The organism is Streptomyces sp. BK340 (assembly GCF_007827595.1).
Taxonomy (GTDB): domain Bacteria; phylum Actinomycetota; class Actinomycetes; order Streptomycetales; family Streptomycetaceae; genus Streptomyces.
Genome location: NZ_VISR01000004.1, coordinates 261936 through 286467 on the forward strand (window position 1 = coordinate 261936; position 24532 = coordinate 286467).

18 protein-coding genes and 3 pseudogenes are annotated in these 24532 nt (G+C 71.8%); 13 read left to right on the plus strand and 8 right to left on the minus strand.

The genetic code is table 11. The features are described from left to right. Positions 1 to 34: 34 nt before the first annotated feature. Positions 35 to 3385, plus strand: a complete 3351-nt coding sequence (locus FB157_RS10600; protein WP_145878292.1) for an NACHT domain-containing NTPase — start codon at positions 35 to 37, stop codon at positions 3383 to 3385. 34 nt (positions 3386 to 3419) lie between these two features. On the opposite strand, the gene FB157_RS10605 is transcribed toward FB157_RS10600, so the two are convergent. Beyond that, entirely contained in the window at positions 3420 to 3938 is a 519-nt protein-coding gene (locus tag FB157_RS10605; RefSeq protein WP_145878293.1) for a MarR family winged helix-turn-helix transcriptional regulator, read from the minus strand. Between the two features lie 107 nt (positions 3939 to 4045). Between FB157_RS10605 and FB157_RS10610 the strand changes: the two genes are divergently transcribed. The 3 genes and pseudogenes from FB157_RS10610 to FB157_RS10620 form a co-directional block, all read left to right on the plus strand. Beyond that, positions 4046 to 5344: an MFS transporter gene (locus FB157_RS10610; protein ID WP_261386247.1), complete on the plus strand. Its 1299-nt coding sequence runs from the start codon at positions 4046 to 4048 to the stop codon at positions 5342 to 5344. Positions 5345 to 5378: 34 nt separating this feature from the next. Beyond that, complete coding sequence (locus FB157_RS10615; RefSeq protein WP_145878295.1) at positions 5379 to 6308, plus strand: EamA family transporter; 930 nt, start codon at positions 5379 to 5381, stop codon at positions 6306 to 6308. Positions 6309 to 6403: 95 nt separating this feature from the next. Beyond that, positions 6404 to 6637: pseudogene (locus FB157_RS10620) on the plus strand (EamA family transporter); the annotation flags it as partial. Between the two features lie 99 nt (positions 6638 to 6736). Here FB157_RS10620 and tnpA read toward each other — a convergent pair. Beyond that, entirely contained in the window at positions 6737 to 7144 is a 408-nt protein-coding gene (gene tnpA / locus FB157_RS10625; protein WP_145878297.1) for an IS200/IS605 family transposase, read from the minus strand. A 53-nt stretch (positions 7145 to 7197) separates the two neighbouring features. Here tnpA and FB157_RS10630 point away from each other — a divergent pair, with 53 nt between their 5' ends. Together FB157_RS10630 and FB157_RS10635 are read left to right on the plus strand one after the other, a co-directional pair. Beyond that, entirely contained in the window at positions 7198 to 8520 is a 1323-nt protein-coding gene (locus FB157_RS10630; protein ID WP_145878299.1) for an RNA-guided endonuclease TnpB family protein, read from the plus strand. After that, positions 8472 to 9176 (plus strand): annotated as a pseudogene (locus FB157_RS10635) (DMT family transporter); the annotation flags it as partial. The gene FB157_RS10630 and the pseudogene FB157_RS10635, both read left to right, overlap by 49 nt. Before the next feature lie 58 nt (positions 9177 to 9234). Here FB157_RS10635 and FB157_RS10640 read toward each other — a convergent pair. After that, entirely contained in the window at positions 9235 to 9687 is a 453-nt protein-coding gene (locus FB157_RS10640) for a DUF5707 domain-containing protein (RefSeq protein ID WP_145878301.1), read from the minus strand. Positions 9688 to 9856: 169 nt separating this feature from the next. Here FB157_RS10640 and FB157_RS10645 point away from each other — a divergent pair, with 169 nt between their 5' ends. Then, the gene (locus FB157_RS10645) at positions 9857 to 10747 is read left to right on the plus strand and encodes a LysR family transcriptional regulator (RefSeq protein WP_145878303.1); all 891 of its coding nucleotides are present in this window, start codon (positions 9857 to 9859) and stop codon (positions 10745 to 10747) included. On the opposite strand, the gene FB157_RS10650 is transcribed toward FB157_RS10645, so the two are convergent. Further along, complete coding sequence (locus FB157_RS10650; protein WP_145878305.1) at positions 10744 to 11223, minus strand: DUF1203 domain-containing protein; 480 nt, start codon at positions 11221 to 11223, stop codon at positions 10744 to 10746. The genes FB157_RS10645 and FB157_RS10650 overlap by 4 nt on opposite strands. 376 nt (positions 11224 to 11599) lie before the next feature. Between FB157_RS10650 and FB157_RS49615 the strand changes: the two are divergent. Next, positions 11600 to 11975, plus strand: a pseudogene (locus tag FB157_RS49615) (SDR family oxidoreductase); the annotation flags it as partial. A gap of 87 nt (positions 11976 to 12062) precedes the next feature. After that, the gene (locus tag FB157_RS10660; protein WP_145878306.1) at positions 12063 to 13298 is read left to right on the plus strand and encodes a M14 family zinc carboxypeptidase; all 1236 of its coding nucleotides are present in this window, start codon (positions 12063 to 12065) and stop codon (positions 13296 to 13298) included. Between the two features lie 90 nt (positions 13299 to 13388). Here the strand turns inward: FB157_RS10660 and pepN are convergent, their stop codons facing one another. Together pepN and FB157_RS10670 are read right to left on the minus strand one after the other, a co-directional pair. Beyond that, positions 13389 to 15959: an aminopeptidase N gene (pepN, locus tag FB157_RS10665; RefSeq protein ID WP_145878308.1), complete on the minus strand. Its 2571-nt coding sequence runs from the start codon at positions 15957 to 15959 to the stop codon at positions 13389 to 13391. A gap of 165 nt (positions 15960 to 16124) precedes the next feature. Further along, complete coding sequence (locus FB157_RS10670; protein ID WP_145878309.1) at positions 16125 to 17144, minus strand: aspartate-semialdehyde dehydrogenase; 1020 nt, start codon at positions 17142 to 17144, stop codon at positions 16125 to 16127. A gap of 333 nt (positions 17145 to 17477) precedes the next feature. On the opposite strand from FB157_RS10670, the gene FB157_RS10675 reads away from it, so the two are divergent. Further along, a complete protein-coding gene (locus tag FB157_RS10675; protein ID WP_145878311.1) occupies positions 17478 to 18023 on the plus strand; it encodes an RNA polymerase sigma factor in 546 nt (181 codons plus the stop codon). A 1-nt stretch (position 18024) separates the two neighbouring features. Further along, positions 18025 to 18927: a hypothetical protein gene (locus tag FB157_RS10680; protein ID WP_261386249.1), complete on the plus strand. Its 903-nt coding sequence runs from the start codon at positions 18025 to 18027 to the stop codon at positions 18925 to 18927. A gap of 54 nt (positions 18928 to 18981) precedes the next feature. Here FB157_RS10680 and FB157_RS10685 read toward each other — a convergent pair whose 3' ends face one another. Further along, positions 18982 to 22314: a S8 family serine peptidase gene (locus tag FB157_RS10685; protein ID WP_145878313.1), complete on the minus strand. Its 3333-nt coding sequence runs from the start codon at positions 22312 to 22314 to the stop codon at positions 18982 to 18984. Between the two features lie 157 nt (positions 22315 to 22471). Next, complete coding sequence (locus FB157_RS10690; RefSeq protein WP_145878315.1) at positions 22472 to 23014, minus strand: CGNR zinc finger domain-containing protein; 543 nt, start codon at positions 23012 to 23014, stop codon at positions 22472 to 22474. A 106-nt stretch (positions 23015 to 23120) separates the two neighbouring features. On the opposite strand from FB157_RS10690, the gene FB157_RS10695 reads away from it, so the two are divergent. Both FB157_RS10695 and FB157_RS10700 read left to right on the plus strand, forming a co-directional pair. Continuing rightward, on the plus strand, positions 23121 to 23567 hold the full coding sequence (locus FB157_RS10695; protein ID WP_145878316.1) for a VOC family protein: 447 nt from the start codon (positions 23121 to 23123) through the stop codon (positions 23565 to 23567). Positions 23568 to 23569: 2 nt separating this feature from the next. After that, a complete protein-coding gene (locus tag FB157_RS10700; RefSeq protein WP_145878318.1) occupies positions 23570 to 24526 on the plus strand; it encodes a pyridoxamine 5'-phosphate oxidase family protein in 957 nt (318 codons plus the stop codon). The last annotated feature ends 6 nt before the right edge of the window (positions 24527 to 24532 follow it).

Genomic DNA, 24532 nt, shown 5'->3' on the forward strand with positions numbered 1-24532 from the left:
GTGTGAGCGGCAGGGGCGGACAGGGGGGTGGGGGATGACGGGGGTGCGCCGTGCGTTACGCATCCTGGCGGGGGCGGGGCTGCTGGTCACGGTGGGCGTGGCGACGAACCAGGTCCTCAACGACGGCAGACTCAGCTGGACCTGGCTGTACGCCTCGCTCTGCGTGTCGGCACTGAGCCTCGTCTACTCGGAGCTGGGAACCGCCTCCGTCCCCGCCGAGGGTGAGAACACCGGTCCCGCGCGCGGCGGCCGCCGCGTGTACCTGCGGCAGCTGCGGGCGAGCGTCCAGGACATGGAGACCGTCGGCATCGCCACGCAGGGCGAGTTCGTCTTCCGGATGCGTCAGGTGTACGTCGATGTCAGTGTCGTACCGCAGCCACTGCACGCGGCGGCCAGGGAGCCGTACCTCGGTTCGGTGGGCGGCGGGGAACGCAGAAGCCTGGCGTCGGTGCTCCGGGACGCCGAACACGACGAGGCGTCCCGGGTCCTGGCGGTCATCGGCGGTCCGGGCTCCGGCAAGACGACGCTGGCCCGTAACACGGCCCTGGAGCTGTGCGCACACCGCTGGCGTCCGTGGAAGAGGCGCCTGCCCGTACTGCTGTACCTCCGTGACCACGCCACGGCCCTCCTGGCCGACGAACCGCCGACGCTGGAAACGGTGGCGGTCTCGGCAGGCTGGCTGGACGGCAAGGTCCCGGCACGCTGGCTCGCCAGCCAGCTCGACCGCGGAGGCTGCGTGGTCATGCTGGACGGCCTGGACGAGGTCGCCGACCCGGCGGAACGGGGCCGGGTGGTGGCCTGGGTCGCTCGCCAGATCCAGCGGCACCCGCACAACACGTATGTGGTGACCTCCCGCCCGCACGGCTACGAGTCGAATCCGCTGCCGGGCGCGGAGGTCCTCCAGGTACGCCGCTTCACCTGGCAGCAGATCGAACGCTTCCTGCGCCAGTGGTCGTACGCGACGGAGAGCCGCGCCCGGGGTGGCACCGGTCACGAGGTACGCGCCGCCGCTGTCAGGACCGCCACGGACCTGCTGGCCCGCCTGCGCAGACAAGCAGCCCTGTACGACCTGGCGGCCAACCCTCTGCTGCTGACGATGACGGCGAACGTGCACCGTTACCGAGGACAACTGCCCGGCAGTCGAGCCGAGTTGTACGCCGAGATGTGCGACGTGCTGCTCCACCGCCGCTCCGAAGCCCGAGGGCTGACCGACGCCACGGGGCTCACCGGTCCGCACAAGCAGCACGTCGCCCAGCATCTGGCCCTGGCCATGATGAAGGCCAGGGTCCGCGACTGGCCGGTGCGAGACGCCGCGAGGGCGATCCGGGTGGCCCTTCGGCAGGTCCCGGGCCAGGTGACCGCCGAGGTGTTCCTGGGGGTGGCCCGCAAGAGCGGCCTGCTGGTCGAACGCGACCATGATGTGTACGGCTTCGCCCACCTCACGCTGCAGGAGTACCTGGCCGCTGCCCAGCTCGGCGTCCCGCACGCCGACACCGCTGTCCTGACGGCGAACGTCGACGACCCGTGGTGGCGGGAGACGATCCTGCTCTGGTCCGCCGGCAATGACGCCACGCCCGTCATCACCGCCTGCCTGGACAGTGGCACGGTTCCCGCCCTGGCCCTGGCCTTCGACTGCGCCGAGGAGGCGAGAACCGTCGACCCCGACGTCCGGGGCCGACTGGAAGCATTGCTGGCCCCGCCGGAGCCCGGCCGACCTCGTGATCCCGCCCGCGCACGTCTCGTGGCGGGGATCCTGGCCACACGGGCCCTGCGCGAGACCATCCGGATCGACGACACGACGGCGTTGTGCGCACGGCCCGTTCCCCATTCCCTGTACATGGCGTTCGTCAGCGAGGAGGAAGCGGCGGGCCGTCACCATCCCGTTCTGCCGGACCCGGCGGGGAGCGACAGCGGCGTGGCGGTAGGCATGCAGGCCGGTGACGCCGAACGCTTCGTCGACTGGATCAACACCCTCACCGGAGACGGCGAGACCGCCTACCGGCTGCCGGCCCCTGCGGAGCTCGGTGACGCCGCCGCCCTGGCCGCCGACCTCACCCGTCACACCGTCTGGGCTCATGACGGCACCGAGACGTTCCTTCATCAGCCGCAGGGAGTCGACTGGCCCTACACCTACCCGGCCGCGCAGCTCCGCCCTCTCGTGGCCGCCGATCGGGAACGGATCACCCTGTATCTACGGCTCATGGCCACGCCGGAGCCACAGCGCACCCAGGTAGAGGCCTGGACCAAGGTCCTCACCACCGCACTCACACACGCTTCGGCGCTCCGCAGGGCCCCTGCCCTGTCCGCACTGAAACTCCCTCTCGTCCTGGCCATGGCGATCGCCATCGACGACGTCCGCCGGTGTGCCGAGGCCTTCACCGACAACCGCGAGCTCGGCCCCGCTTTCCTGCGGGCATTCGACCTCGCCCACGCCTTCACCCGCGCCGTCGGGACCGTTCCCGTCCAAGAGCTCTCTCTCAACCTGGACCCCGTTCTCGCCCGCGCTCTCGAACACGCCCACTCGGTCGTCGGCGCCCATGCCCCCGAAATCCTCGACCCCGGCATCAGCCTCGACCGCGTTCAGGAACTCGCCTTGGGTCTCGCCATCGACCCCACCCTGGGCCGCGCGCTCCCGCACGCCTACCGCCTCGACCTCGACCGTGCCCTCGAACACGCCCGGGGGCTCGACGAGAGCCTGATCCGTACCCTCGGCCTGGCCCTCGAATCCGCCGATGTCCCCGCCCCCGCTCCTGACCTCGTCCGTGCCGTCGACCGCGCCCTCTCGCGCTCCCTGTCCCACCCCTTCCTGCGCGACCCCAATCTCGATCTCGCCCTCAACCTCGCTCTCAGTCTCACCCGCGACTCCCACACACAGGTGCTGACGCTCTCCCTCAACGTCTTCCGTTCCCTGTGCGGCCGCGATTTTCCCGGCTGGCCACTCGCCGCCGACGATGACGCGGAGGCGCCCGGACTCGACGCCCTGGACGACGTCCTGGTGGCGCGGGCGACTGAAGGATGGCTGGCCACAGGCCGTCCCGTTGCACGGGCAACAGAGGATCCGGCCGGCCGTCTGCGCTTTCAGCGCAACATCCTCCGGTCGACAGCCACCGATTTCCCGGCTCGTCAAGCACAGGTGCTGCTGGAGGACACCACGGCGCTGCTCACGGCGATACGCGACCGCACCGTCCCCTGCGACGCGCGAGCGCTGTCCTCCGTCCGCACGGCCCTCATCGCCGCGACGCTCGATCTGGACGAGTCGGGTTGGCGCCATCAGGGCAGAAGCGGCCACATGTACACCGTCTGGAAGAGCCTGGCCGCTCTCGACGCATCCTCGAACGGCCCCCGCCCCAACCAGATCCTCCTCCTCATCCGCACCCAGCCCTAGGGGCTTTCGTTCGGGGCGGACGGCCGCTGTCCGCCTAGTGCTCCGCCCCCTGAGTCCCTGCAAGCAGCTCCCGCAGCAGGCCGGCCAGCTGGTCGGCCTGTTCGGTGTCGAGGGAGGACAGGGCCGCCGTCTGGACGGCGAGGCCCGCGCCGACCGCCTGGTCGATGACGTCCAGCCCCTTCTCGGTCAGCGTCACCTGGAGCCCGCGCCGGTCGTGGGGGTCGGGGGAGCGGCGCAGCAGGCCGGCCCGTTCCAGCTTGTCGAGGCGGCCGGTCATGCCGCCGGTGGTGAGCATCAGCGTCGCGGAGAGCTGGCGCGGGGAGAGGGTGAACGGCTCGCCGGAGCGGCGCAGGGTCGCGAGGACGTCGAACTCGCCGCGCCCGATGCCGTAGGGGGCGTAGGCCTTCTCCATGCGGTCGCCCATGGCGCGGGAGAGGCGGTAGATCCGTCCGAAGACCTCCATCGCCTTCGTGTCCAGATCGGGCCGCACCGCCGCCCACTGGTCGATGATCGCGTCGACGGGGTCCCTGTGCTGCTGTCGGCCTGCACTCATGTGCCGAGTATCGCCGTCCGGACGGTCACCCGCAAGAAAGTAGCTTGACGAAAAGTAGCTTAGGGCTAAGCTACTTTCCATCAAGTCACTCTGAAGGGGGAGCCGTCGTGAAGAGGAAGCGCGGGGAGAGCGAACGCATACCGGGGGAGTGGGCCCTGCCCGTCGCCGCCGCGGTCAACGGCGTCGGCACCGGCATGTACGTCCCGTTCACGCTGGTGTTCTTCCACTACGTCACCGGACTGTCCTTCACGGTCGTGGGCGCCGTGCTCACGGTCACCGGCCTCGTGGGCATCGGAGCCCTCCCGCTCGCCGGGACGGCCGTGGACCGGTACGGCGCGCAGCGCGTGCTGTACCTGCTCTACGGCGTCCGGGTCGTCGGCTTCGCCCTCTACCCCTTCGCCCACTCCCTCGCCGCCTTCGCGGCCGTGGCCCTGGTCACCGCGGCCGCCGACCGCGCCTTCCCCGCCGCACAGCAGTCCCTGATCGGCGAGGTGGCGCGCGGGACCGGGCGGGACAGGCTGCAGGCGTCGACGCGCGCGCTGCAGAACGCCGGCAACGGAGCCGGCTCACTGCTGGCCGCGCTGGTCATCGCCTTCGCGGGCAGCACCGGTTACACCTACGCGGCCTGGGGCAACGCCCTCTCCTTCGCGCTGGCGGCGCTGCTGCTGCGCCCCCTGAGGCCGGCGCGCGCGGCCGGCGAGGTCCCGGCCCCGCTCCCGCGCCGGTCCGGCACCGGATACCGGCTCGTCCTCGCCGACCGGCCCTTCCTGGTCGTCACCGGCGCCAACTTCCTGAACGCGCTGAGCTATTCGGCCCTGTCCGTCCTCTTCCCGCTGTTCGTCGTGGAGTGGCTGCACGGGCCCGCGGTGTTCACCGGTGCCGCGTTCACCGTCAACACCGTGCTGTGCGCGGTGGCCGGCGTGTTCGTCGGCGCGCGGGTCCGGCTGACCGGCGCCCGGCGCACCCGGGCCGCGGCGCTGGGCGGGGTCCTGTTCGCGGCCGCCTTCGCCGCGCAGATCGTGCTCGGCACCCTGCGCCCCAGTTCGGGCACGGCCCTGGGTGTCGCCCTGGTCGCCGTGGTCGTCGTCTACACGGTCGGCGAGCTGATCCACAGCCCCGCCGCCCAGGTGCTCGCCGTGGCCGCGGCGCCCGAGGCGGTGCGCGGCCGGTACATGGCGGCCTATCAGATGTCCTGGTCGCTGGCGAAGGCGGTGGCGCCGTCCCTGTTCACGTTCCTGCTCACGCTGGACGGCCGGGCTCCCTGGGCCCTCCTCGTCCTCACCTCGGCCGTGGCCGCCGCCCTGCTGATCAGGGTGGAGCGCCGGCTGCCGGCGGACGCGGTGCGCCCCCGGCCGGTGACCGTGACCCACAACGGCGCCCCGGCTCCCTCGCCCGTCACGGCGTGACACCCACCTCCTCGGAAACCGAAGGGACTCGGCCATGAACCGCCCCGCGACCATCCTGCTCACCGCCCTCGCCCCCGTCTCCTGGGGCACCACCTACGCCGTCACCACCCAGTTCCTGCCGCCGGACCGCCCTCTGTTCACGGGCCTGATGCGGGCCCTGCCCGCAGGGCTCGTCCTGCTGGCGCTGACCCGGGTGCTGCCGCGCGGTGTCTGGTGGGCGAAGGCCTTCGCGCTGGGCGCGCTGAACATCGGCGCCTTCTTCCCCTTGCTGTTCGTGTCGGCGTACCGGCTGCCGGGCGGGATGGCCGCCGTGGTCGGCTCGGTCGGACCGCTGTTCGTCGTGGGCCTCTCGGCGCTGCTCCTGGGGCAACGGCCGGGCGGCCGCACGCTGGTCGCCGGGGTGGTCGCCGCGTTCGGCGTGAGTCTCGTCGTGCTCAAGGGGGCCGGTGCCCTGGACGTGATCGGGGTGCTCGCGGCCGTCGCCTCCACCGCCTCGATGGCCGCCGGGACCGTGCTCACCAAGCGGTGGGGCCGCCCGGACGGGGTCGGCCCGCTGACGCTGACCGGCTGGCAGCTCACCGCGGGCGGCCTGCTCATCGCGCCGGTCGCCTTCCTGGCCGAGGGCGCCCCGCCCGCGCTCGACGGCCGTGCGGCCGGCGGTTACCTCTACCTGGCGCTGGCGAACACGGCGCTCGCCTACTGGCTCTGGTTCCGCGGTATCGGCCGGCTCAGCGCCACCCAGGTCGGCTTCCTCGGCCCGCTCTCCCCGCTGACCGCCGCCGTGGTCGGCTGGGCGGCCCTCGGGCAGGCGCTGACGCCCCTGCAGGTGGCCGGCATGGCACTGGCCTTCGGGGCGACGCTGGCCGGGCAGCTGGGCGCGGGACGGCGGCCATCGTTCAGTTCCACTGAAGAGACCGCTCGAAAAGATTCGATGGACCTGACAGGTCGGGCGCCGCGACGGTAGGTGCGACACCCACCACCGAAAGGACCTTCGTGGCCACGGCCTCGCACCAGACCGGCACCACCCCCGTCGCTCACCCCCGGAAGGCCGCCGCCCCCGTGCTCGGCCTCGCCCTCGCCGCCCTCGCCACGGTCGTCTGGTCCGGAAGTTTCGTCACCTCCCGCGGGCTGGCCGGCAGCGTCCCGCCGATCCAGCACGCCTTCTGGCGCTGGGTGATCGCCCTGGCGGCCGTGGCCCCCTTCGGCGCCCGCCGGGCCTGGCGGCAGCGGAACCTGATCCGAGGCCACCTCCGTCACGTCCTTCTGGCCTCCCTGCTGGGTGTCGCCGTCTACCTTTGATCTTGCGCAGTGCTCCCCCGTTCACGGGGGAGGTGAAGCGCATCTCAATGCTGCTCTGACCTCGGTTTTGGGCACGGATCTGCGCTGTTGACCTCAGCCGGATCGCACGGGGCGCTGCTGGTTTTCGATGTACTGGCGTACGACGGTCAGCGGTGCCCCGCCGCAGCTTCCGGCGAAGTACGAGCCGGACCAGAAATGGCCGCCCCACAGGTACCGGCGGACGTGCGCGTCGTATTCCTTGCGCAGGTACCTGGAGGAGACGCCCTTGAGGGAGTTGACCAGCCTGGAGAGCTGCACCTTTGGCGGGTAGTGCACCAGCAGATGCACGTGGTCCTCTTCGCCGTTGAACTGCTTCAGCTCGGCCTCGAAGTCCTGGCAGACCTCTCGCATGATCTCCTCGCACCTGGTCAGCATCTCGCCCGTGAACGCCTTTCGCCGGTACTTGGTGACGAACACCAAGTGGACATGCAGGTTGTAGGCGACGTGACGACCCGTTCGCACATCGGGATTTGGATTCCATCATGGTGACATGAACCAAACGATAGAGTGATCGCGTGAGCACGGAACGTGTGCAGCGGAAGCGGCAGTTCGGGCACCGCGCCCGGCTGGCGCTGACGCCTGCGCAGATCCGACTCATGGACGACCAGGCGCACGCGGCCCGCACCATGTGGAACTGCCTGCACGACTGGTGGACGATGCTCCCCAGGGATAAGCGCTCCCTGGCCGCGGCCGACGTAGCGATCCGCCAGGCCCGCAAGGACATCGACTGGCTCGGCGTGCTCCCCGCCCAGGCCGCGCAGGCCGTACTGAAGACGTACTTCCAGGCCTGGCGGAACTGCTGGGACGGCCGCGCCGACGCGCCGAACTTCAAGGCCCGCCTCCGCACGGTGATGTCCGTGGACATCCCGCAGGGCCGGGACCTGAACATCACCCGCGTACACCGCCGCTGGGGCATGGTCAACATCCCCAGGATCGGCCGGGTCCGCTTCCGCTGGACCAAGGACCTCCCGGTCGGCAAGCACGCCGACAGCGGGAACCGGATCACGGGGGCGCGGCTGGTCAAGGACGCGCTCGGCTGGCACATCGCCTTCCGCGTCCAGGCCCTTGAGACCGCACCCGAACCCCACCAGGGGCCGGAGGTCGGCATCGACGCCGGAGTGAACCTGCCCCTCGCTCTCTCGGACGGCAACCATCGCGGCCACGGCCGCCCGCCCCGTCTCCCCGACGGGACGGCCGACCGCGACAAGTGGCTGAACCCGCAGGAGAAGACCAAGCTGCTGGGCCTGGAACGACGCGCTGCCCAGCGTAAGCAGCACCGCAAGCGCGGGGAGAAGACCTCCCGCCGCTTGCAGCACACCTACGACCAGATCAAGCAGCTCCGCGCAAAAGCCACGCGCCGCGCTGTTGACTGGCAGCACAAGACCACCACCACCATTGCCAGGCAGTACGGCACGGTCGTGGTCGAAGCACTCACCATCACGAACATGGTCAAGTCCGCCAAGGGCACTATCGAGGAACCCGGCAGGAACGTCGCCCAGAAGTCCGGCCTGAACCGCTCCATCAGCCAGGAGGCATGGGGCCGCACCGTGACGATGCTGGCGTACAAGACCGCCCGCAACGGCGGTGCCCTGCACAAGGTTCCCGCCCCCGGTACCTCCCTGCGCTGCTCTGCATGCGGTTTCACCACGCCGGGCAGCCGGGAGGACCAGGCCACGTTCGTGTGCAAGAACCCCGACTGCGGGTGGTCCGGCAACGCGGACTGGAACGCGGCCCGGAACGTCTTGCACCTGTACCGGATGGGCCACGCGCTCATCCCGGCTGCCGGGAGGGCAGTCGTCAGGCGTCCCCGCGGCGTCAAGCCCGCCACCGCAAGGTAGGCAGGAATCTCCCTCGTTTACGAGGGAGAGCACTTCAAAACACCCTCGTCAACCAGGCGGGCCTGACCACCCCGGCCGCCACCATGGGCATGATCATGGCCGCCTCACCGGTCCTGATGGCGGTGTTCGAACGGCTGGGCGGCGTACGGCTCGGAGCGCGGCGGACCGCAGGCCTGCTGACCGCCTGCACGGGCGTGCTGCTGCTCATGGGCCGCGGCGCGAGCTTCGGCGCCGGCGACCTGTGGATGATCGCCGCGTCCTGCTGCTTCGCCGCCTACAGCGCACTGCTCCGCCGCAGGCCCGCCGAGCTGGACGGCACCGGCTTCCTGTTCACCACGTTCCTGATCGGCACGGGCTTCCTGCTGCCCGTACAGGCGGCGAGCATGGCCGTCCAGGGCGGCTTCGCTCCCACGCCCGCCACGGTGCTGCCCCTGCTGTACGTGGGCGTGGCCTCCTCCGCGATCGCCTTCTTCGCCTGGGGCAGGGCCATCGCCCTGATCGGCGCCGCCCGCGCGGGCATCGTCTACTACCTCCAGCCCGTGTGCGTGGCCGCCCTCTCCTGGGCCCTGCTCGGCGAGGACACCGGCCGGCCCCAGCTCCTGTGCATGGCGCTGATCCTGGGCGGGGTCATGCTGGGCGCGGCGCCCCGTCGGTGACGGCGCCGGGCAGCCCGGACCACCGCGCGACGGTACTTCCCGGGACGGCGGGCCCGGCTCAGCCGACGGTGAAGCCCGCCGCCCTGGTGTCCAGGGTGGTGGTGCCGTCCTCGGCGGTGGCGAGCACGGCGACGCGCCAGGGACCGTGCGGGGACGACGCGGCGTCGGCGCCGGTCACCCCGGTCGTGTAGACACAGCGCACGGTGTCCTTGCCGGCGGGCTTGCAGGTGGCCGGCTCCGCCGCGGCCATCTCACCGGCGGTCGGCCCCTTCCTGGCGAGGGAGGAGTTCGCCGGCCAGGCCAGCACCTTCAGGCTCTTGACGCCGGAGGACGCCGTGACTTCGGTGGTGAAGGTGAACGAGCCGTCCCGGTGGCCGTCGGGCGCGGTGTAGCGGGCGGCGCTGTGCGCCAGGGCGGGGGGCTGGTTCTCGGCGTGGGCGACGGCAAGGGCTCCGGCGCCTGCGAGGACGACGACACCGGCGGTCAGGGACAGGGCGATACGTCGGGACATGGCAGGTTCTCCGTCAGCTGTCTCAGTGGTGCGGAACCGGCGCTCTCTGCTGCGCCGCTGCATCGATACTCGCGGCGCGGGGGCGGCCGGGACGTGAGCTCGGATACTCAACTCGGCCTAGGCGGATTCGCCCGGCCCGGTTGCCCTTCCGGCCCTGTAGCGTGCCCGCATGACCGAGTGGGACCTGAGGAAACTGCGGATCCTGCGCACCCTCCGGGAGCGGGGCACCGTCACCGCGACGGCCGAGACCCTGCACATGACCCCCTCCGCGGTCTCCCAGCAGCTCACCAACCTCGCCCGGCAGCTCGGCGTACCCCTCCTGGAGGCGCAGGGCCGCCGGGTCAGGCTGACGGACGCCGCCCGGCTGGTGCTGCGGCACACCGAACCCGTCTTCGAGCAACTGGAGCGCGCCGACGCGGCATTGGCGGCCCACGCCCAGGGCGAGACGGGCGAGGTGCGGGTCGGTGCCTTCTCCACGGCGGTGCCCGCCCTCGTCGTACCGGCCGTACGTTCCCTGCGGGCGACGCACCCGGGAGTGACCGTGCGCGTCCGGGAGGCCGAGGCCGCCGAGGCCTGCGACCTCCTGTCCGCCGGCGAGGTCGACCTGGCCCTCTCCCTCGCCGCCGAGGCCCCGGGCGCGGCCGACCCCCGTTTCACCCGCCTGCCACTCCTGGCCGACCCCTTGGACGTGGCCCTGCCCCCGGACCATCCCCGCGCCACCGCGCCGGAGTTGACCCTCACTGACCTCGCCGCCGAACCGTGGATCTTCGGCGGCAGCGGCCCCTGGTCCGACATCACCCGCCGCGCCTGCGAGTCCGCGGGCTTCAGCCCCCACCAGGGCCACTCGGCCTCCGGCTGGACCGCGATCCTCGCCATGGTCGAGGCGGGGATGGGCGTCGCCCTGGTCCCCCGCATGGCCGCCGCCGGCCGCGAGGGCGTGGTGATGCGCCGACTGGGCGCGGACCGTCCGGTACGGCACGTGGTGGCGGCGGTACGGAAGGGGGCGGAGGCGGGAGCGGCGGTCGCCAGGGTGCTGGCGGCGCTGCAGGCCGCGGCCTAGTGAGGCCGTCGCACCTCGTACAGGAAGCACCCGAACTCCACCGCCCGCACATGCACGAGGGCCACCTCGGGATCGGCGAACGCCTCCGCGAACGCCGGCTCGAAGCCGGTCGTGTCCTCGACCAGGCGGCCGCCCAGGATGCGGCCGTCGGCGGAGTAGCGCCGCACCGTGCGGTGGGCGCTGGTGAAGGGCAGGGCGGTGCCGGCCGGGCCGGGGCAGTCGTCCGCGTGGATGAAGACGGGGCCCTGTTCGTCGTAGGCGCCCGGGTCGGCGCCCGTCTCGGCCGCCCAGCGGCGCAGGGGCGCGTACGAGACCAGGGCGATGCGCTCGCCGGGCGTGCTGCGGCGCAGGCAGCAGCGCAGGGGCGCGTCGCCCTCGTCGTCCGTGAAGGGGCGCAGGGGGCGGCCCGCGTCGTCGCCGGTGCGCAGTTCCCTGAGCACCGCAGGCGTCAGCGGTCGTGCGAGGTAGGTGGTCATGGATTCAGCGTGGCCCGCGGGCGGTGCCAGGTCCGGCGGGATTCGGACCCGGCGCTGGACCGCCCCGTAGGATCGCCGCCGTCCGGAAACCCCGACGGGAGGCGCCCGTGACCGTGGACGGGTGTGCGAGCTGTGGTGGTCCCCTTTCCGCGAGGGCCGGCCGCAGGGGCCGTAGCCCGGTGTACTGCTCCGCGGCCTGTCGGCAGAAGGCGTATCGGGGGCGGCAGCGGGCTGGAGGAGTTGAACGACGCTGTCGGACGGCAGGCGCGGGGGCTGGTGCCGCGGCCCGCCGACGCGCTGTACGCCGGCGTGAACGAGCTGTCCTCCTCCGTCGCCCGGCTGTGGCGGATCGCCGCGAGATCCGCGCCCACCGCCCGAGCAGGGGTCGGGCGTGATCCTCACCCTCAACAGCGGCTCCGCGCACGGCAGTCCGATGATGGGCGGCACCGGGCCGGCCGACGCGGCGACCGACACGCTCGTGCGGAACCTCGCCATCGAGCTGGGGCCGCGCGGGGTGCGTGCCGTGGGGCTGTGGGCGGCCGGGGTGCCGGTCCAGCGAGGAGAAGCTGAAGGCCGTCGAACCCGAACGTGGACATCGAGGGGATCCTGGAGCACCTCGCGGGACTGCGCATGACCCGCCGCGACCCCGCTCTCGCCGAGATCGCCGCCACCGCCGTCTTCTCGCCTCCGGCCACGCGGCGGGCATCACCGGCACCTTCGTCGACGTGACCGGCGGCATGTTCCCCGGATGACCTGACATCGCGGGTCACTCTTGACGGGCCCTGCTCCCGACGCTCCCATGGAACCGCTCAACATCCAGAAGCGGAAGTGGAGTTGTCATGGGCTATCCGGGCGTCGACGAACTGGAGCGGCGGGCCCGCGCGCTGGTCGCCGCGGCTCCGGGGGTGCTGCGGCTGCGTGCCGTCGGCGAGAGCCGGGGCGGCCGGCCGCTGTGGCTGCTGTCCGCCGGGCACGGGGAGCGGCAGATCCTCACCGTCGCCGGTGCGCACGCCAACGAACCGGTGGGCGGGGCCTCCGCACTCCGGCTCGCCAGGCTCCTCGCCCACCGGCCGGAGTACCTGGAAGCGCTCGGCTGCACCTGGCACCTCCTGCTCTGTCTGGACCCCGACGGGGCCCGGCTCGCGCACGGCTGGCAGCCGGAGGAGCCGGTCCCCTCGCTGAAGGAGTGCCACCGGTACTTCTACCGACCCGAGTTCGCCTGTCAGCCCGAGTCGCTGCCCGTCCCCGGCTCGGGCCGGGAGCAGCTGCCCGAGTCGGCGGCACTCGTGCGGCTGCTCGACGAACTGCGGCCCGCGGTCCAGTTCACCCTGCACGGCATCGAGGTCGGCGGTGCCTTCACCCTGCAGACCAGGAAGGTCCCCGGCGCCGCGCGCGCCTTCCGCGAGACGGCCGCGCTGCTGCGCATCCCGCTCGACCACCGTCCGTACGACGCTCCCGACTGGGAGCCGGACCCGCCCGGCGTCCTGCGGCTCCCGGACGGGAACACCGGGAACGAACGCGACCCCAGCGGCTACGTCGCCGAGAGCACCTGGCTGTACCCGTGGCGCTACGGCACCCTGACCGTCGTCGTCGAGGCGCCGGCCTGGTCCGCCCCCGCGGTGAGCGACCCGCGGCCCGCTCCCGACCCGCGGGAGGAGGCCGCCCGGGCGGCCGAGCTGATGCTGGGCCGCACCGGGGAGATCACGGCACTGGCCGGCGACACCCTGGCCGGCGAGGTGCCCGAGGACCTGCTGCCCCTGCACGCCGCCGCCCGGGAGCTGCTGGCCGTGACGCCTTCGATCGCCGCCACCTGGGAGGGGGAACGCGCCGGCTGCCGGGGCCACTTCGCCACCCTGGGCGTGGCCGCCCGCCGTATCCCGCTGCGCGTGGCGGCCATGCTGCGCCGGGCCCTGGCCGGCACCGCCCCCGGGACCGCCTGCGCCCTCACGGAGCTGGTGCACGAGTGGTGCCGGGAACTGGAGAAGACGTACGAGCCGCGGTGGATCCCGGTGTCCGCGCAGACCGGGCTGCACGTGCGGACCATGCTGGACGTCGCCCGCCGGGTGTGCGGCTGAGCAAAGGGAGAGGGCGCCCGGTGCACTCGCACACCGGGCGCCCTCGGCGCCGTACGACGACTACGACGACTGTGCCGGACGGGCCGGCCGCTACTCGGCCGCCGCGTCCGCCGCCTGGGCCTTCAGCGCCCGCTCGACGCCCGAGCGGGACTCCGAGACCAGCCGGCGCAGGGCCGCGTTGGGCTCGGCCGCGGTCATCCAGGTGTCCGTCCTGGCCAGGGTCTCCTCGGAGACCTGGAGCGACGGGTACAGGCCGATCGCGATCTGCTGGGCGATCTCGTGCGAACGGGAGTCCCAGACGCCCTTGACGACCTCGAAGTACCTGTCCGTGTAGGACGCGAGCAGCTCGCGCTGGTCGGTCTGGACGAAGCCGCCGATCACGGCCTCCTGCACGGCGTTCGGCAGCTTGTCGGAGTCGATGACCGACGCCCACGCCTCCGCCTTGGCCTCCGGGGTCGGACGGGCCGCGCGGGCGGTGGCCGCGTGGCGCTCACCGGCCGCGGTCCTGTCCCGCTCGTACTCGGCCGCGATCTCCGCCTCGTCGAAGCGGCCGACCGCCGCGAGCCGCTCCACGAACGCCCAGCGCAGCTCCGTGTCGACGGCCAGGCCCTCGATCGTCTGGGTGCCGTCCAGCAGGCCCTCCAGGAGGTCCAGCTGCTCCGGCGTCCGGGCGGTCGCCGCGAAGGCGCGCGCCCAGGCCAGCTGGTGGTCGCCGGCCGGCTCGGCCGCCCGCAGGTGGGCCAGCGTGGCGTCGGTCCAGCGGGTCAGCAGGGCCTCGCGGGTCGACGGGTCGGCGTACAGGTCGATCGCCAGCTTCACCTGGCGGTGCAGCGACTGCACCACGCCGATGTCGGACTCCTTGGCGATGCCGGACAGGACGAGGGACAGGTAGGCGCGGGCCGGCAGCTCCGCGTCACGGGTCATGTCCCAGGCCGACGCCCAGCACAGGGCACGCGGCAGGGACGCCTCGAAGTCGCCGAGGTGCTCGGTGACGGCCTTCAGCGACTCCTCGTCCAGGCGGACCTTGGCGTACGACAGGTCGTCGTCGTTGAGGAGGATGACGGCCGGGCGGCTCCTGCCGTCCAGCTGCGGTACGGCGGTCAGCTCGCCGTCCACGTCCAGCTCGATGCGGTCGGTGCGCACCAGCTTGCCGCTCGCGTCGAGGTCGTAGAGGCCGATCGCGATGCGGTGCGGGCGCAGCACCGGCTCGCCCTTGGCGCCGGCGGGCAGGGCCGGGGCCTCCTGGCGGACGGCGAAGGACGTGATGACACCGTCGGTGTCCGTGGTGACCTCGGGCCGCAGGACGTTGATGCCGGCCGTCTCCAGCCACTTCTTCGACCAGGTCTTCAGGTCACGGCCGGAGGTCTCCTCCAGGGCGCCCAGCAGGTCGGACAGGCGCGTGTTGCCGAACGCGTGCCGCTTGAAGTAGGCCTGCACGCCCTTGAAGAACTCGTCCTCGCCGACGTACGCGACGAGCTGCTTGAGCACGCTCGCGCCCTTGGCGTACGTGATGCCGTCGAAGTTGACGAGCACGTCGTCCAGGTCGCGGATGTCCGCCATGATCGGGTGCGTCGACGGCAGCTGGTCCTGCCGGTACGCCCAGGTCTTCATCGAGTTCGCGAACGTGGTCCACGAGTGCGGCCACTTCGAGCCGGGCGCGGAGGCCTGGCAGGCGATGGAGGTGTAGGTGGCGAACGACTCGTTCAGCCACAGGTCGTTCCACCACTCCATGGTGACCAGGTCGCCGAACCACATGTGGGCCAGCTCGTGCAGGATCGTCTCCGCGCGCACCTCGTACGCCGCGTCGGTCACCTTGGACCGGAAGACGTACTGGTCGCGGATGGTCACCGCGCCCGCGTTCTCCATCGCGCCCGCGTTGAACTCGGGTACGAACAGCTGGTCGTACTTCGCGAACGGGTACGCGTAGTCGAACTTCTCCTGGAACCAGTCGAAGCCCTGCCGGGTGACCTCGAAGATGGCGTCCGAGTCCAGGAACTCGGCGAGCGAGGGGCGGCAGTAGATGCCGAGCGGCACGCTCTGCCCGTCCTTCTCGTACACGCTGTGCACGGAGTGGTACGGACCGACGATCAGCGCCGTGATGTACGACGAGATGCGCGGCGTCGGCTCGAAGACCCAGACGTCGTCCTTGGGCTCCGGCGTGGGCGAGTTGGAAATGACCGTCCAGCCAGTCGGTGCCTTCACCGTGAACTGGAAGGTCGCCTTCAGGTCGGGCTGCTCGAACGAGGCGAAGACCCGGCGGGCGTCCGGCACCTCGAACTGGGTGTAGAGGTAGGCCTGCTCGTCGACCGGGTCGACGAAGCGGTGCAGGCCCTCGCCCGTGTTGGTGTAGGCGCAGTCCGCGACGACCCGCAGGACGTTGCGGCCCTCCAGCAGGCCGGGCAGCGCGATCCGTGAGTCCGCGAAGACCTCGGCGGGGTCGAGCGCGTCGCCGTTCAGGGTCACCTCGTGGACCGCCGGCGCGACCAGGTCGATGAAGGACGCGCCGCCGTCTTCGGCGACGTCGAAGCGCACCGTGGTCACGGACCGGTAGGTACCGCCCTCCTGCGCGCCGGAGAGGTCGAGATCGATCTCGTACGAGTCAACGGTGAGCAGCGTCGCCCGCTGCTGAGCCTCTTCGCGAGTCAGGTTTGTGCCAGGCACGCGGTCATCTCCTCGTTATGTGTGCGTTCGGCCATCCTTCCACGGGACCTGTACAGAGGGCGACGTCCTGCGGCTGCGCGGCGCAGCCGTAGGGAAAGCCCTATGGACCGGAAAAACAGGAGGGCGGCCACCCGGAGGTGACCGCCCCGTTTCAGACGATTCGCGCTACTTCGCGGACAGCTCGGCCGCCACCAGCTCCGCGATCTGCACCGCGTTCAGCGCGGCGCCCTTGCGCAGGTTGTCGTTGGAGATGAACAGGGCCAGGCCGTTCTCCACCGTCTCGTCGCGGCGGATGCGGCCGACGTACGACGGGTCCTTGCCGGCCGCCTCCAGCGGGGTCGGGATCTCGGACAGGACGACGCCCGGGGCACCCGCCAGCAGCTCGGTGGCGCGCTCCGGGGTGATCGGGCGGGTGAAGCGGGCGTTGACCTGGAGGGAGTGGCCGGAGAAGACCGGGACGCGCACACAGGTGCCGGAGACCTTCAGACCCGGGATCTCCAGGATCTTGCGGGACTCGTTGCGCAGCTTCTGCTCCTCGTCGGTCTCGTTCAGACCGTCGTCGACGATCGAGCCCGCCAGCGGGAGCACGTTGAAGGCGATGGGCCGCTTGTAGACCTGCGGCTCGGGGTAGTCGACCGCCTCGCCGTCATGGGTGAGCCTGTCGGCCTCGGCGACGACCTTCTGCGCCTGCCCGTGCAGCTCCGCCACGCCCGCGAGACCGGAGCCGGACACCGCCTGGTAGGTCGCGACGACCAGCGCCTCGAGCCCGGCCTCCGCGTGCAGCGGCTGCAGGACCGGCATCGCGGCCATCGTGGTGCAGTTCGGGTTGGCGATGATGCCCTTGGGGCGGTCGGCGATCGCGTGCGGGTTCACCTCGGAGACCACCAGCGGGACCTCGGGGTCCTTGCGCCAGGCCGAGGAGTTGTCGATCACCACGGCGCCCTGCGCGGCGACCTTCTCGGCCAGCGCCCGGGAGGTCGCGCCGCCCGCGGAGAAGATCACGATGTCGAGGCCGGTGTAGTCGGCGGTCGTCGCGTCCTCCACCGTCACGCCGTCCAGCACGGTGCCGGCCGAGCGGGCCGAGGCGAACAGGCGCAGCTCGGTGACCGGGAAGTTCCGCTCCACGAGGATCCTGCGCATGACCGTGCCGACCTGACCGGTGGCTCCGACGATTCCGACCCTCACGGCGACTCCCTCTACGTGTCTCTTGCTGTGTGCCTCTGCATGACCGGGGCTTTTCCATCATGCGGCCGACCCCGGTCCACCTGTCCAATTCTTTGCGATGTGTGCCCGAGGAATGGGACACGATCACTCGGCCGACGGTTCCCGATGTCCGCCGCGCCCCCTGCTGAGCTGGAGATATTCCCTTGCGGAGGGGCAGGCACCGGAAGCTGTGCTGTCCCGCCCCTGCCCCCGCGGTTCCCGGCCACGCACGGTGTGACGTACGCCTCTGCGCAAGGGGCCGAACGTTTTTCCCCCTTGCGGCGTCGTAGGGGCAAACGCAGGAGGGGGTGGCTTGTGCTGCGCGGAGGGGCACGCCGTGGGCAGGGGGCGTACGCCGGTGCCGACCAGGCCGGTGACGATCCCCTGGACGCGGCCCAGGAACGCCGGGTGCGGGCGGTGCTCGCGCTCGGCGGCGTGCCGCAGGCGGACCTGCCGGACGGGGTGCAGCAGGTCCGGCTGCGGCTGCTGGAGCGGGCCGCGAGCGGGCGCGAGGCGCCGCGGGACGTGTCGGCGTGGGCGGCGGTGGTCGCCTCCAACCTCGCCATGGACTGGCACCGGGCCAAACGGCGCCAGGAGCGGCTCGGGGAGCGGCTGGCGTCGCTGCGTGAGCCCGTGCACCCCTCCGGCGAGGAGACCAGCCTGCTCTCCCTCGCCGTCGCCCGGGGGCTGGACGAACTGCCCGACGCCCAGCGGCAGGTGGTGATCCTGCGCTTCTTCGCCGACCTGCCCGTGCGGGGGATCGCCGAGGAACTGGGCGTTCCCGAGGGCACGGTCAAGAGCAGGCTGCACACGGCGGTCCGCGCGCTGCGCGAGAGGCTGCACGAGGACGAGGTGGTGTGACGTGACCGCCGAACACGAGGGCGCGGGAGAGTACGCCGGCATGGACGCGCTCATGGCCGCGATCACGGGCGAACCCCTGCCGGAGGAGGCCCGCGAGGACGCCGCCCGTCTGAGCGAACACGCCTCGGCCGAGGCCGACGTGGCGGTGCTGAAGGAGCAGTTGACCTGGCTCGCGGAGGCGTTGATCGGGGAGGAGCGGACGACGGCACCGGCGGCCGAGGAGACCGGGGCCGTGGCGGGCCCCGCCCGGAGCGGACCGGCTGAGGGGGCCGGGTCGACGACGGGCTCCACCCGGAGCGCCCCGTCCGGGAAACGCCCCGGGAACCCGACGCGTCCCGCCGCTCCCGCACGCCCGGGGCGCCCGTCCGGCCCGCGCCGGGCCCTGCGGCTCGCGCTCGGCACGCTCGTCGGTGCGGCGGCCCTCGGCATGGTCTTCGGGCTCGGCCGGCTGATCGTGAACTCCGGGGCGAACAGCTCGATGGGCGGCAGCAGCGCCGACGCGAAGAGCGAGGGCCATGCACCGGTGTACAGCGGCGCCGGCGGCCGGCCCTCCGACCCGGCACTGGCCCTGGCCTGCTACCGGCTGGTCGTGGAGGGCACCGTCGCCAAGGTGGAGCCGAAGCCCGAGAACCCCTGGACCCTGGTCGTGCTGAAGGTGAGCCGTTCCTACCGGCCCGCGCACAGGCCGGCCGAGGTGAGTTTCCTCCTGGACGGCGGCGCGAAGCCGGCGCCGCGCACGGGACAGCATGTGCTGATCGGGGTCGGCCGGGGCCAGGACAACGCGAGCCTGTGGGCCGTGGGGGACGGCCGGGTGGCCGCCGAACGGGAGTGGATCACCGAGGCGCTGCCCGAGGCCCGGCACACCACGTGCCCGTCCGAGGAAGCGCCGACGGGCAAACCGTGAGGGGCGGGTGTCCCTCCGGACACCCGCCCCTCACCTCGACTCAGGCCCGTCGCGTCACGGCGTGACCTTCTCGATCTTCACGCTGCCGACGCCCGCGACCGTGCCGCGCGCGTTCACCAGCTGCAACCGGCCGAAGAACTCGCGGCCCGCGGGAGCCTCGGCGGCGGCCGTGACCTGGCCGGTCACCGTGGCCGAGTCGCCCGTGCCGAGCTTGACCGGGGCCGAGTCGTCGACCGTGACGGTGCCGAGCGTGGAGGAGAAGAACACGTCCCGGTAGTTGTAGTCGGTCGCCCCGGACGGGACCGAGTAGCCCACGACCTTGATGGTGTACGTGCCGGCGGCCGGGGACGGGACGGAGACCGCCTCCTCCGAGTCGCCGTCCGCGGACTGCGCGACCTGCTTGCCGCTCGCGTCGTACACGGTCAGGTCCAGGTCGGCGGACGCGTCGGAGACGCCTCCGATGGCCACGTCCAGCGACTTGGCGCCGGCCGGGACGTCCACCGTGGTGGTCTGGGTCTCGCCCTCCTTGATCGACGGGCGGGCCGTCTTGGAGGAGCCCAGCGGGCCGCCGACCAGCTTGCCGTCGAGGGCGGCGTACTTGTTGGTCACCTTCCAGGAGGCGGTGGCCGGGGTGCCGACCTTGGCCTCGGGCACGGTCACGGTCTCCGGGTCGAAGGCCGCGCCGAGGACGGAGACGTCCAGCGTGTACGGGTTGTCGAGCAGCGGCGAGGTACGGCGCGACTCGACCTCGATCTCCCAGACACCGGCCTGCGGGTCGGCGAAGGAACGGACGTCCGGCTTGCAGCCGTTGCCGTCGAGGTAGTTGTTGTAGCAGTACGGGGTGCCGGTGTTGTCGACCGGAGTGCCGTACGGGTGGATCGCGATGAACCGGGTCTGGCTCTTGTCCTTGAGCCCGCTCATCGCGACCTCGAGGGACTTGGCGCCCGCGGGCACGTTCAGGAAGTACGACTGGGTGCTGTTGCGCTGCACCGAACCCGACGCGGAGTAGGTGTAGTTCACCGGGGCGGAGACCACGACGGTGGTGAGGATCTGCTTGTCGATCCCCTCGGTCCGCGGGTCGTCGACCTCCAGGATCGCGCTCTTGATGCCCGCCGACCGCGGCGCCGCCTGGACCTTGACGGTCACCGGCTGGTTCAGCGGCAGCCGCACGACGTCGTCGCCGAGGATCCGGAAGGTGTCACCGGCGTTGTTCTCGAAGTGCAGCTCGTGCCACACGGCCTTGTCCGGGCCGGAGGTACGGGTGATGGTGACGTCGTACGTCTTCTTCTGGCCGGCCTTCAGGCCGCCCTCGCGGTCGTACAGACCCGTGCCGTAGCCCGGGGTCTTGAGCGCCTGGTCGAGCGCGGTGTCGACGGGGGCCTTGACGGTGTAGTCGTGGGCTTCGGCGTCGTCGCGGATCGCGTCCCACGCGTCCACGATGTTGATGCGGCCCGCGCCCTCCTCGTACGCCTGCACACCCTTGATGTGGTCGGCGGTCGAGGTCAGCGCCGTGCGCAGCATGGCGGGCGTCAGGTCGATGCCCTTCCGCTTGGCGGCCGACAGCAGCAGCGCGGAGGCGCCGGTGGCCTGCGGGGAGGCCATCGAGGTGCCCTGGAGCATCGAGTAGCCGGCCGGCAGCGAGTAGCCCGCCTCGGCGACCGGGGAGCCCGGCAGCCAGGTCTGGGTGGTGTTGATCGCGGCACCGGGCGCGACCAGGGTCGGCGTGAAGCCGCCGTCCTCACGCGGGCCGCGCGAGGAGAACGGCATCATCGCGTACCGCTTCTCCACCTGCGAGCCGTAGTTGGCGGCCCAGGTCTGCTTCGAGATGGCCGCGCCGACCGAGATCACCTTGTCCGCGAGGCCCGGGTCGCCGATGGTGTTGGCGCCGGGACCGGAGTTGCCCGCGGAGATGACGAGCTGGACGCCGTAGGTGTCGATGAGCCGGGTGTACAGCTCGGCGCGCGCGTTGTTGCCGTCGTTCAGCGCCGGGAGGCCGCCGATCGACATGTTGACGATGTCGACGCCCCGGTTGGTGACCAGGTCGATCATGCCCTCGGTGAGGGCGACGTTGGTGCAGCCGCCGGTCCAGGTGCAGGCACGGGACGAGACGATCTTCGCGCCGGGGGCCGCGCCGTTCATCTCGCCGCCGAACAGGCCGTTGGCGGCGGTGATGCCGGCCACGTGGGTGCCGTGCTCGGACTCGATGACGCCGATGTTGACGAAGTCGGCCTTCTTGCCGACCCAGGACCCGCCGTAGGGGTCCATCGGGACGTCCTTGCGGATCTGCACGACGAACGGCACCCGCTCGGCGACGTCCGTCTTGGGGTCGTCGGTGCCGAAGTAGCCGATCTGGTAGCCGTCCTTGTACGGCTTCATCGGCGTGTCGTCGCTGAAGTCGTGGTTGTTGTTCAGGTCGACCGTGACCGTGCCGGCCGCGGCGTCGTACAGGACGCCCCAGCTGTCGGCGGTGTCGCCGTCCCGGTTGAGGTCGCCCTTCTCGTCGCCGCCGGTGGTCGCGGACTCCTTGAAGGTGCTGATCCCGTACGAGCCCGCCGGCGCCGTCCAGGTCTGGCCGCCGTAGCTGAAGCTCGGGCCGGAGACCGAGGTGATCATGGGCCGCCAGGTGGCGTCGCTGTCCAGGATCGGGTCGGTCGAGGTCACCCAGTCGACGATCTTGCGCTCGCCGGTGGTGGTCTTCTGCAGCGCCGGGTGGCCGAGGTCGACGCCGGAGTCGAGGATGCCGATGGTGACGCCCCGGCCGTCCGCCTTCGGGTGCTCGTCGACGAAGTCGACGGCGCCGGTCTCGAAGGACGGGTTGTACGGGTTCTCGGCGGGCGTGTCCTTGCCGGGAGCCGGATAAGTCGTGGTGGCCCTGGCCGACTTGGCGGTGTCCGCCTTCGGCGTCGGGTCGTCGAGCGCGATCTCCTGGCGCAGGTCGATGGCGTGCACCGAGGACAGCTTCGCGGCGGCCGCGATCGCGGAGTCCGCCTTGGCGGTCGGGACGGTGGCGCGGACGTAGCCGAGCTTGTCGTAGGTGCGGCCCACCGAGCCGCCCTTGACCGCGTCCAGCTCATCGGTGACCTGCTCGGTCTTCCCGGGCGCTGTCGCGATCATCATCGTGACGGTCTTGTCACCGTCCGCCTTGGCCTCGGCGAGCAGGTCCGCGTCGTCCGAACCGAGCTTGTCGTGAGCGGACTTGACGCCGGGATCGGTGGCCGTGGCGGGTGGGGGCACCTCCCGCGCGTTAAGCAGTGGGGGAGCGTCCGCGGCGAGGGCCAGGGGTATCGGCCCGGTCGCACAGAGAGCGGCCACCACGCCGACGGCCAGGCCTATGCGGGCCAGACGTCTGTGGCCGGGTATCGGATCGCGCTCGGGGGTGTGGGTCATCGGCATCCCTTGTAGGTAAAGAATCCAGTGCCGGACGAGGGCACAGCTTTACCCAAGGGCCAGGAATTTGGGACCCGTTGACCGAATCGATATGGATGTATGGGGAAAACCCGCGATGAGGTTTGAGCGGATTGGACCCGTCTGGTTCGGGATTCGCTCAGTTCTCCTTGGTGCGGGCGTAATGACGGGACGCCTTCGCCCGGTTGCCGCACGCCGCCATCGAACACCAGCGGCGGGTGCCGTTCCTGGACGTGTCGAAGAAGTGCAGGATGCACGTCTCGTGGGCGCAGGTGCGGATCCGGTCCGGCGCCTGCGTCAGCAGTTCCAGGTAGTTCCGGGCGGCCAGCCAGGCCGGACCCCAGGCCGGGTCGGCGAACTCGGGCTCCTCGGCCGCCCCCTGCTCGGTCAGCCGGGCCCGGATGCGTCCGTGCGCGAGAACGGCGTCGACGAGCGGTGCCCCCTCGGCCGGTGACCCGTCCACCGCGGCCTTCAGTGCCTCCCGTGCCTGGCGCACATGGTCGAGCACGTCCTCGTCGGCCGCGTGGGCGCCGTCGAGCCCGTTGCTCGCGAGCCACACCGCGAGTCCCCCGGTGTCGGCGAGCAGGTCCTGGGTGACGCCCTCCCGGTTCCAGCGGGTGTTGATCAGGTCGAGGGCGAGGGGCTCACCGGTGAGCGGGCGGGGATCGCGGGCGGCGGACATCGGACTCTCCTTCTCGGCTAACCGCTCAAGAGTACGTGACCGGTTGCGTCTCCGTCTCTAACCTCCTACTCTGATTTCAACAGTTACAAAACCCGATGGGGGAGCCATGACTCTGCGCACCGGCCACACCGGCCTGAACGTCACCGACCTCGACCGCTCGCTCGCCTTCTACCGGGACGTCCTCGGCTTCACCCTGCTCGCCGAGGGCAAGGAGGACGGCCGGCGCTACGCCTTCCTGGGCGACGGCGGCGAAGGCCCCGTCCTCACCCTCTGGCAGCAGGCGGGTCAGGCGTACGACGGCAGCCGGGCCGGACTGCACCACCTGGCCTTCACGGCCGACTCGACGGACCGGGTCCGGGAGTACGAGACGGCGCTGCGCGGCGCCGGGGTGGAGTTCGCCCACGAGGGCGTGGTGGCCCACCGGGAGGGCGCGGCCTCGGGCGGGATCTTCTTCCACGACCCGGACGGCACCCGCCTGGAGATCTCCGCGCCACTGGGCGCCGAGACCGCCCCCGCGCCGCACGCATCCGCTCCGACCTGCGGTTTCTTCTAGCCATGAGCGTCTACCACGCCGGTTCGCGTGCCTTGCAGGACCTGGTCGGCGTCCGGGACCGCGCCGAACACGTCGGCCGCTCCCTCGGCCAGGACATCAAGCCGGTCGCGGCTGCCTTTCTGGAGCTGCAGCCGCTGCTGGTGGTGGGCGCGGCGGATCCGGGGACGGGGAGGGTGTGGGCGTCGGCGCTCACGGGCGCACCTGGATTCGTCCGGGCCACCGGACCCCGGCAGATGTCGGTCACCACGGACGCCGGTCAGGACGGCCGGCCCGAAGGGGCACGGGGAACTGCGCGGGCAACCACATGCGACCCGTACCCGAACGACGACCTGACGGACCCCCTCACCACGGCCCTGCGCATGCCCGGCGCGGCCATCGGCACCATCGCCCTGGACCCCCGCACCCGCCGCCGCATGCGCCTCAACGGCCGGCTGCGGCCGACGGCAAGGGGCTTCGCGGTCGAGGCCGACCAGGTGTTCTCCAACTGCCCGAAGTACATCCAGCGCAGGGAGGGCTTCGAGACCGTGGACCGGACGCCGGGGGAGCCGCGGCGAAGTGGTGAACTCGGCGTACAGCAGCAGGAGTTCGTCGAAGCGGCCGACACCTTCTTCCTGGCCACCGTGCACCCCGGCGGAGCCGACGTCAGCCACCGCGGGGGCAACCCCGGCTTCGTGCGGGTCCGTTCACCGCGCGAACTGAGCTGGCCCGACTACTCCGGCAACGCCATGTTCCTCACCCTCGGCAACCTGCGCACCGACCCGCGCGCCGGGCTGCTCTTCCTGGACTGGACGACCGGCACGGTGCTGCAGCTCACCGGCGAGGCGCACACCGAGTTCACGGCCGACGGCGGGCGAACGGTCCGCTTCACGGTCGCCGAGGCGATCGAGACCCCCGCCGCCCTGCCGCTGCGCTGGTCCGCGCCCGAATATTCACCCGCCAACCCGGAGCCCACCCGCTAACGTCCG

Bases quoted from the DNA above. Each gene is read 5' to 3' on its own strand.
- FB157_RS10600 (WP_145878292.1), top strand. From the start codon at position 35: ATGACGGGGGTGCGCCGTGCGTTACGCATCCTGGCGGGGGCGGGGCTG.
- FB157_RS10605 (WP_145878293.1), bottom strand. From the start codon at position 3,938: ATGAGTGCAGGCCGACAGCAGCACAGGGACCCCGTCGACGCGATCATC.
- FB157_RS10615 (WP_145878295.1), top strand. From the start codon at position 5,379: ATGAACCGCCCCGCGACCATCCTGCTCACCGCCCTCGCCCCCGTCTCC.
- FB157_RS10640 (WP_145878301.1), bottom strand. From the start codon at position 9,687: ATGTCCCGACGTATCGCCCTGTCCCTGACCGCCGGTGTCGTCGTCCTC.
- FB157_RS10645 (WP_145878303.1), top strand. From the start codon at position 9,857: ATGACCGAGTGGGACCTGAGGAAACTGCGGATCCTGCGCACCCTCCGG.
- FB157_RS10650 (WP_145878305.1), bottom strand. From the start codon at position 11,223: ATGACCACCTACCTCGCACGACCGCTGACGCCTGCGGTGCTCAGGGAA.
- FB157_RS10660 (WP_145878306.1), top strand. From the start codon at position 12,063: ATGGGCTATCCGGGCGTCGACGAACTGGAGCGGCGGGCCCGCGCGCTG.
- FB157_RS10685 (WP_145878313.1), bottom strand. From the start codon at position 22,314: ATGACCCACACCCCCGAGCGCGATCCGATACCCGGCCACAGACGTCTG.
- FB157_RS10690 (WP_145878315.1), bottom strand. From the start codon at position 23,014: ATGTCCGCCGCCCGCGATCCCCGCCCGCTCACCGGTGAGCCCCTCGCC.
- FB157_RS10695 (WP_145878316.1), top strand. From the start codon at position 23,121: ATGACTCTGCGCACCGGCCACACCGGCCTGAACGTCACCGACCTCGAC.
- FB157_RS10700 (WP_145878318.1), top strand. From the start codon at position 23,570: ATGAGCGTCTACCACGCCGGTTCGCGTGCCTTGCAGGACCTGGTCGGC.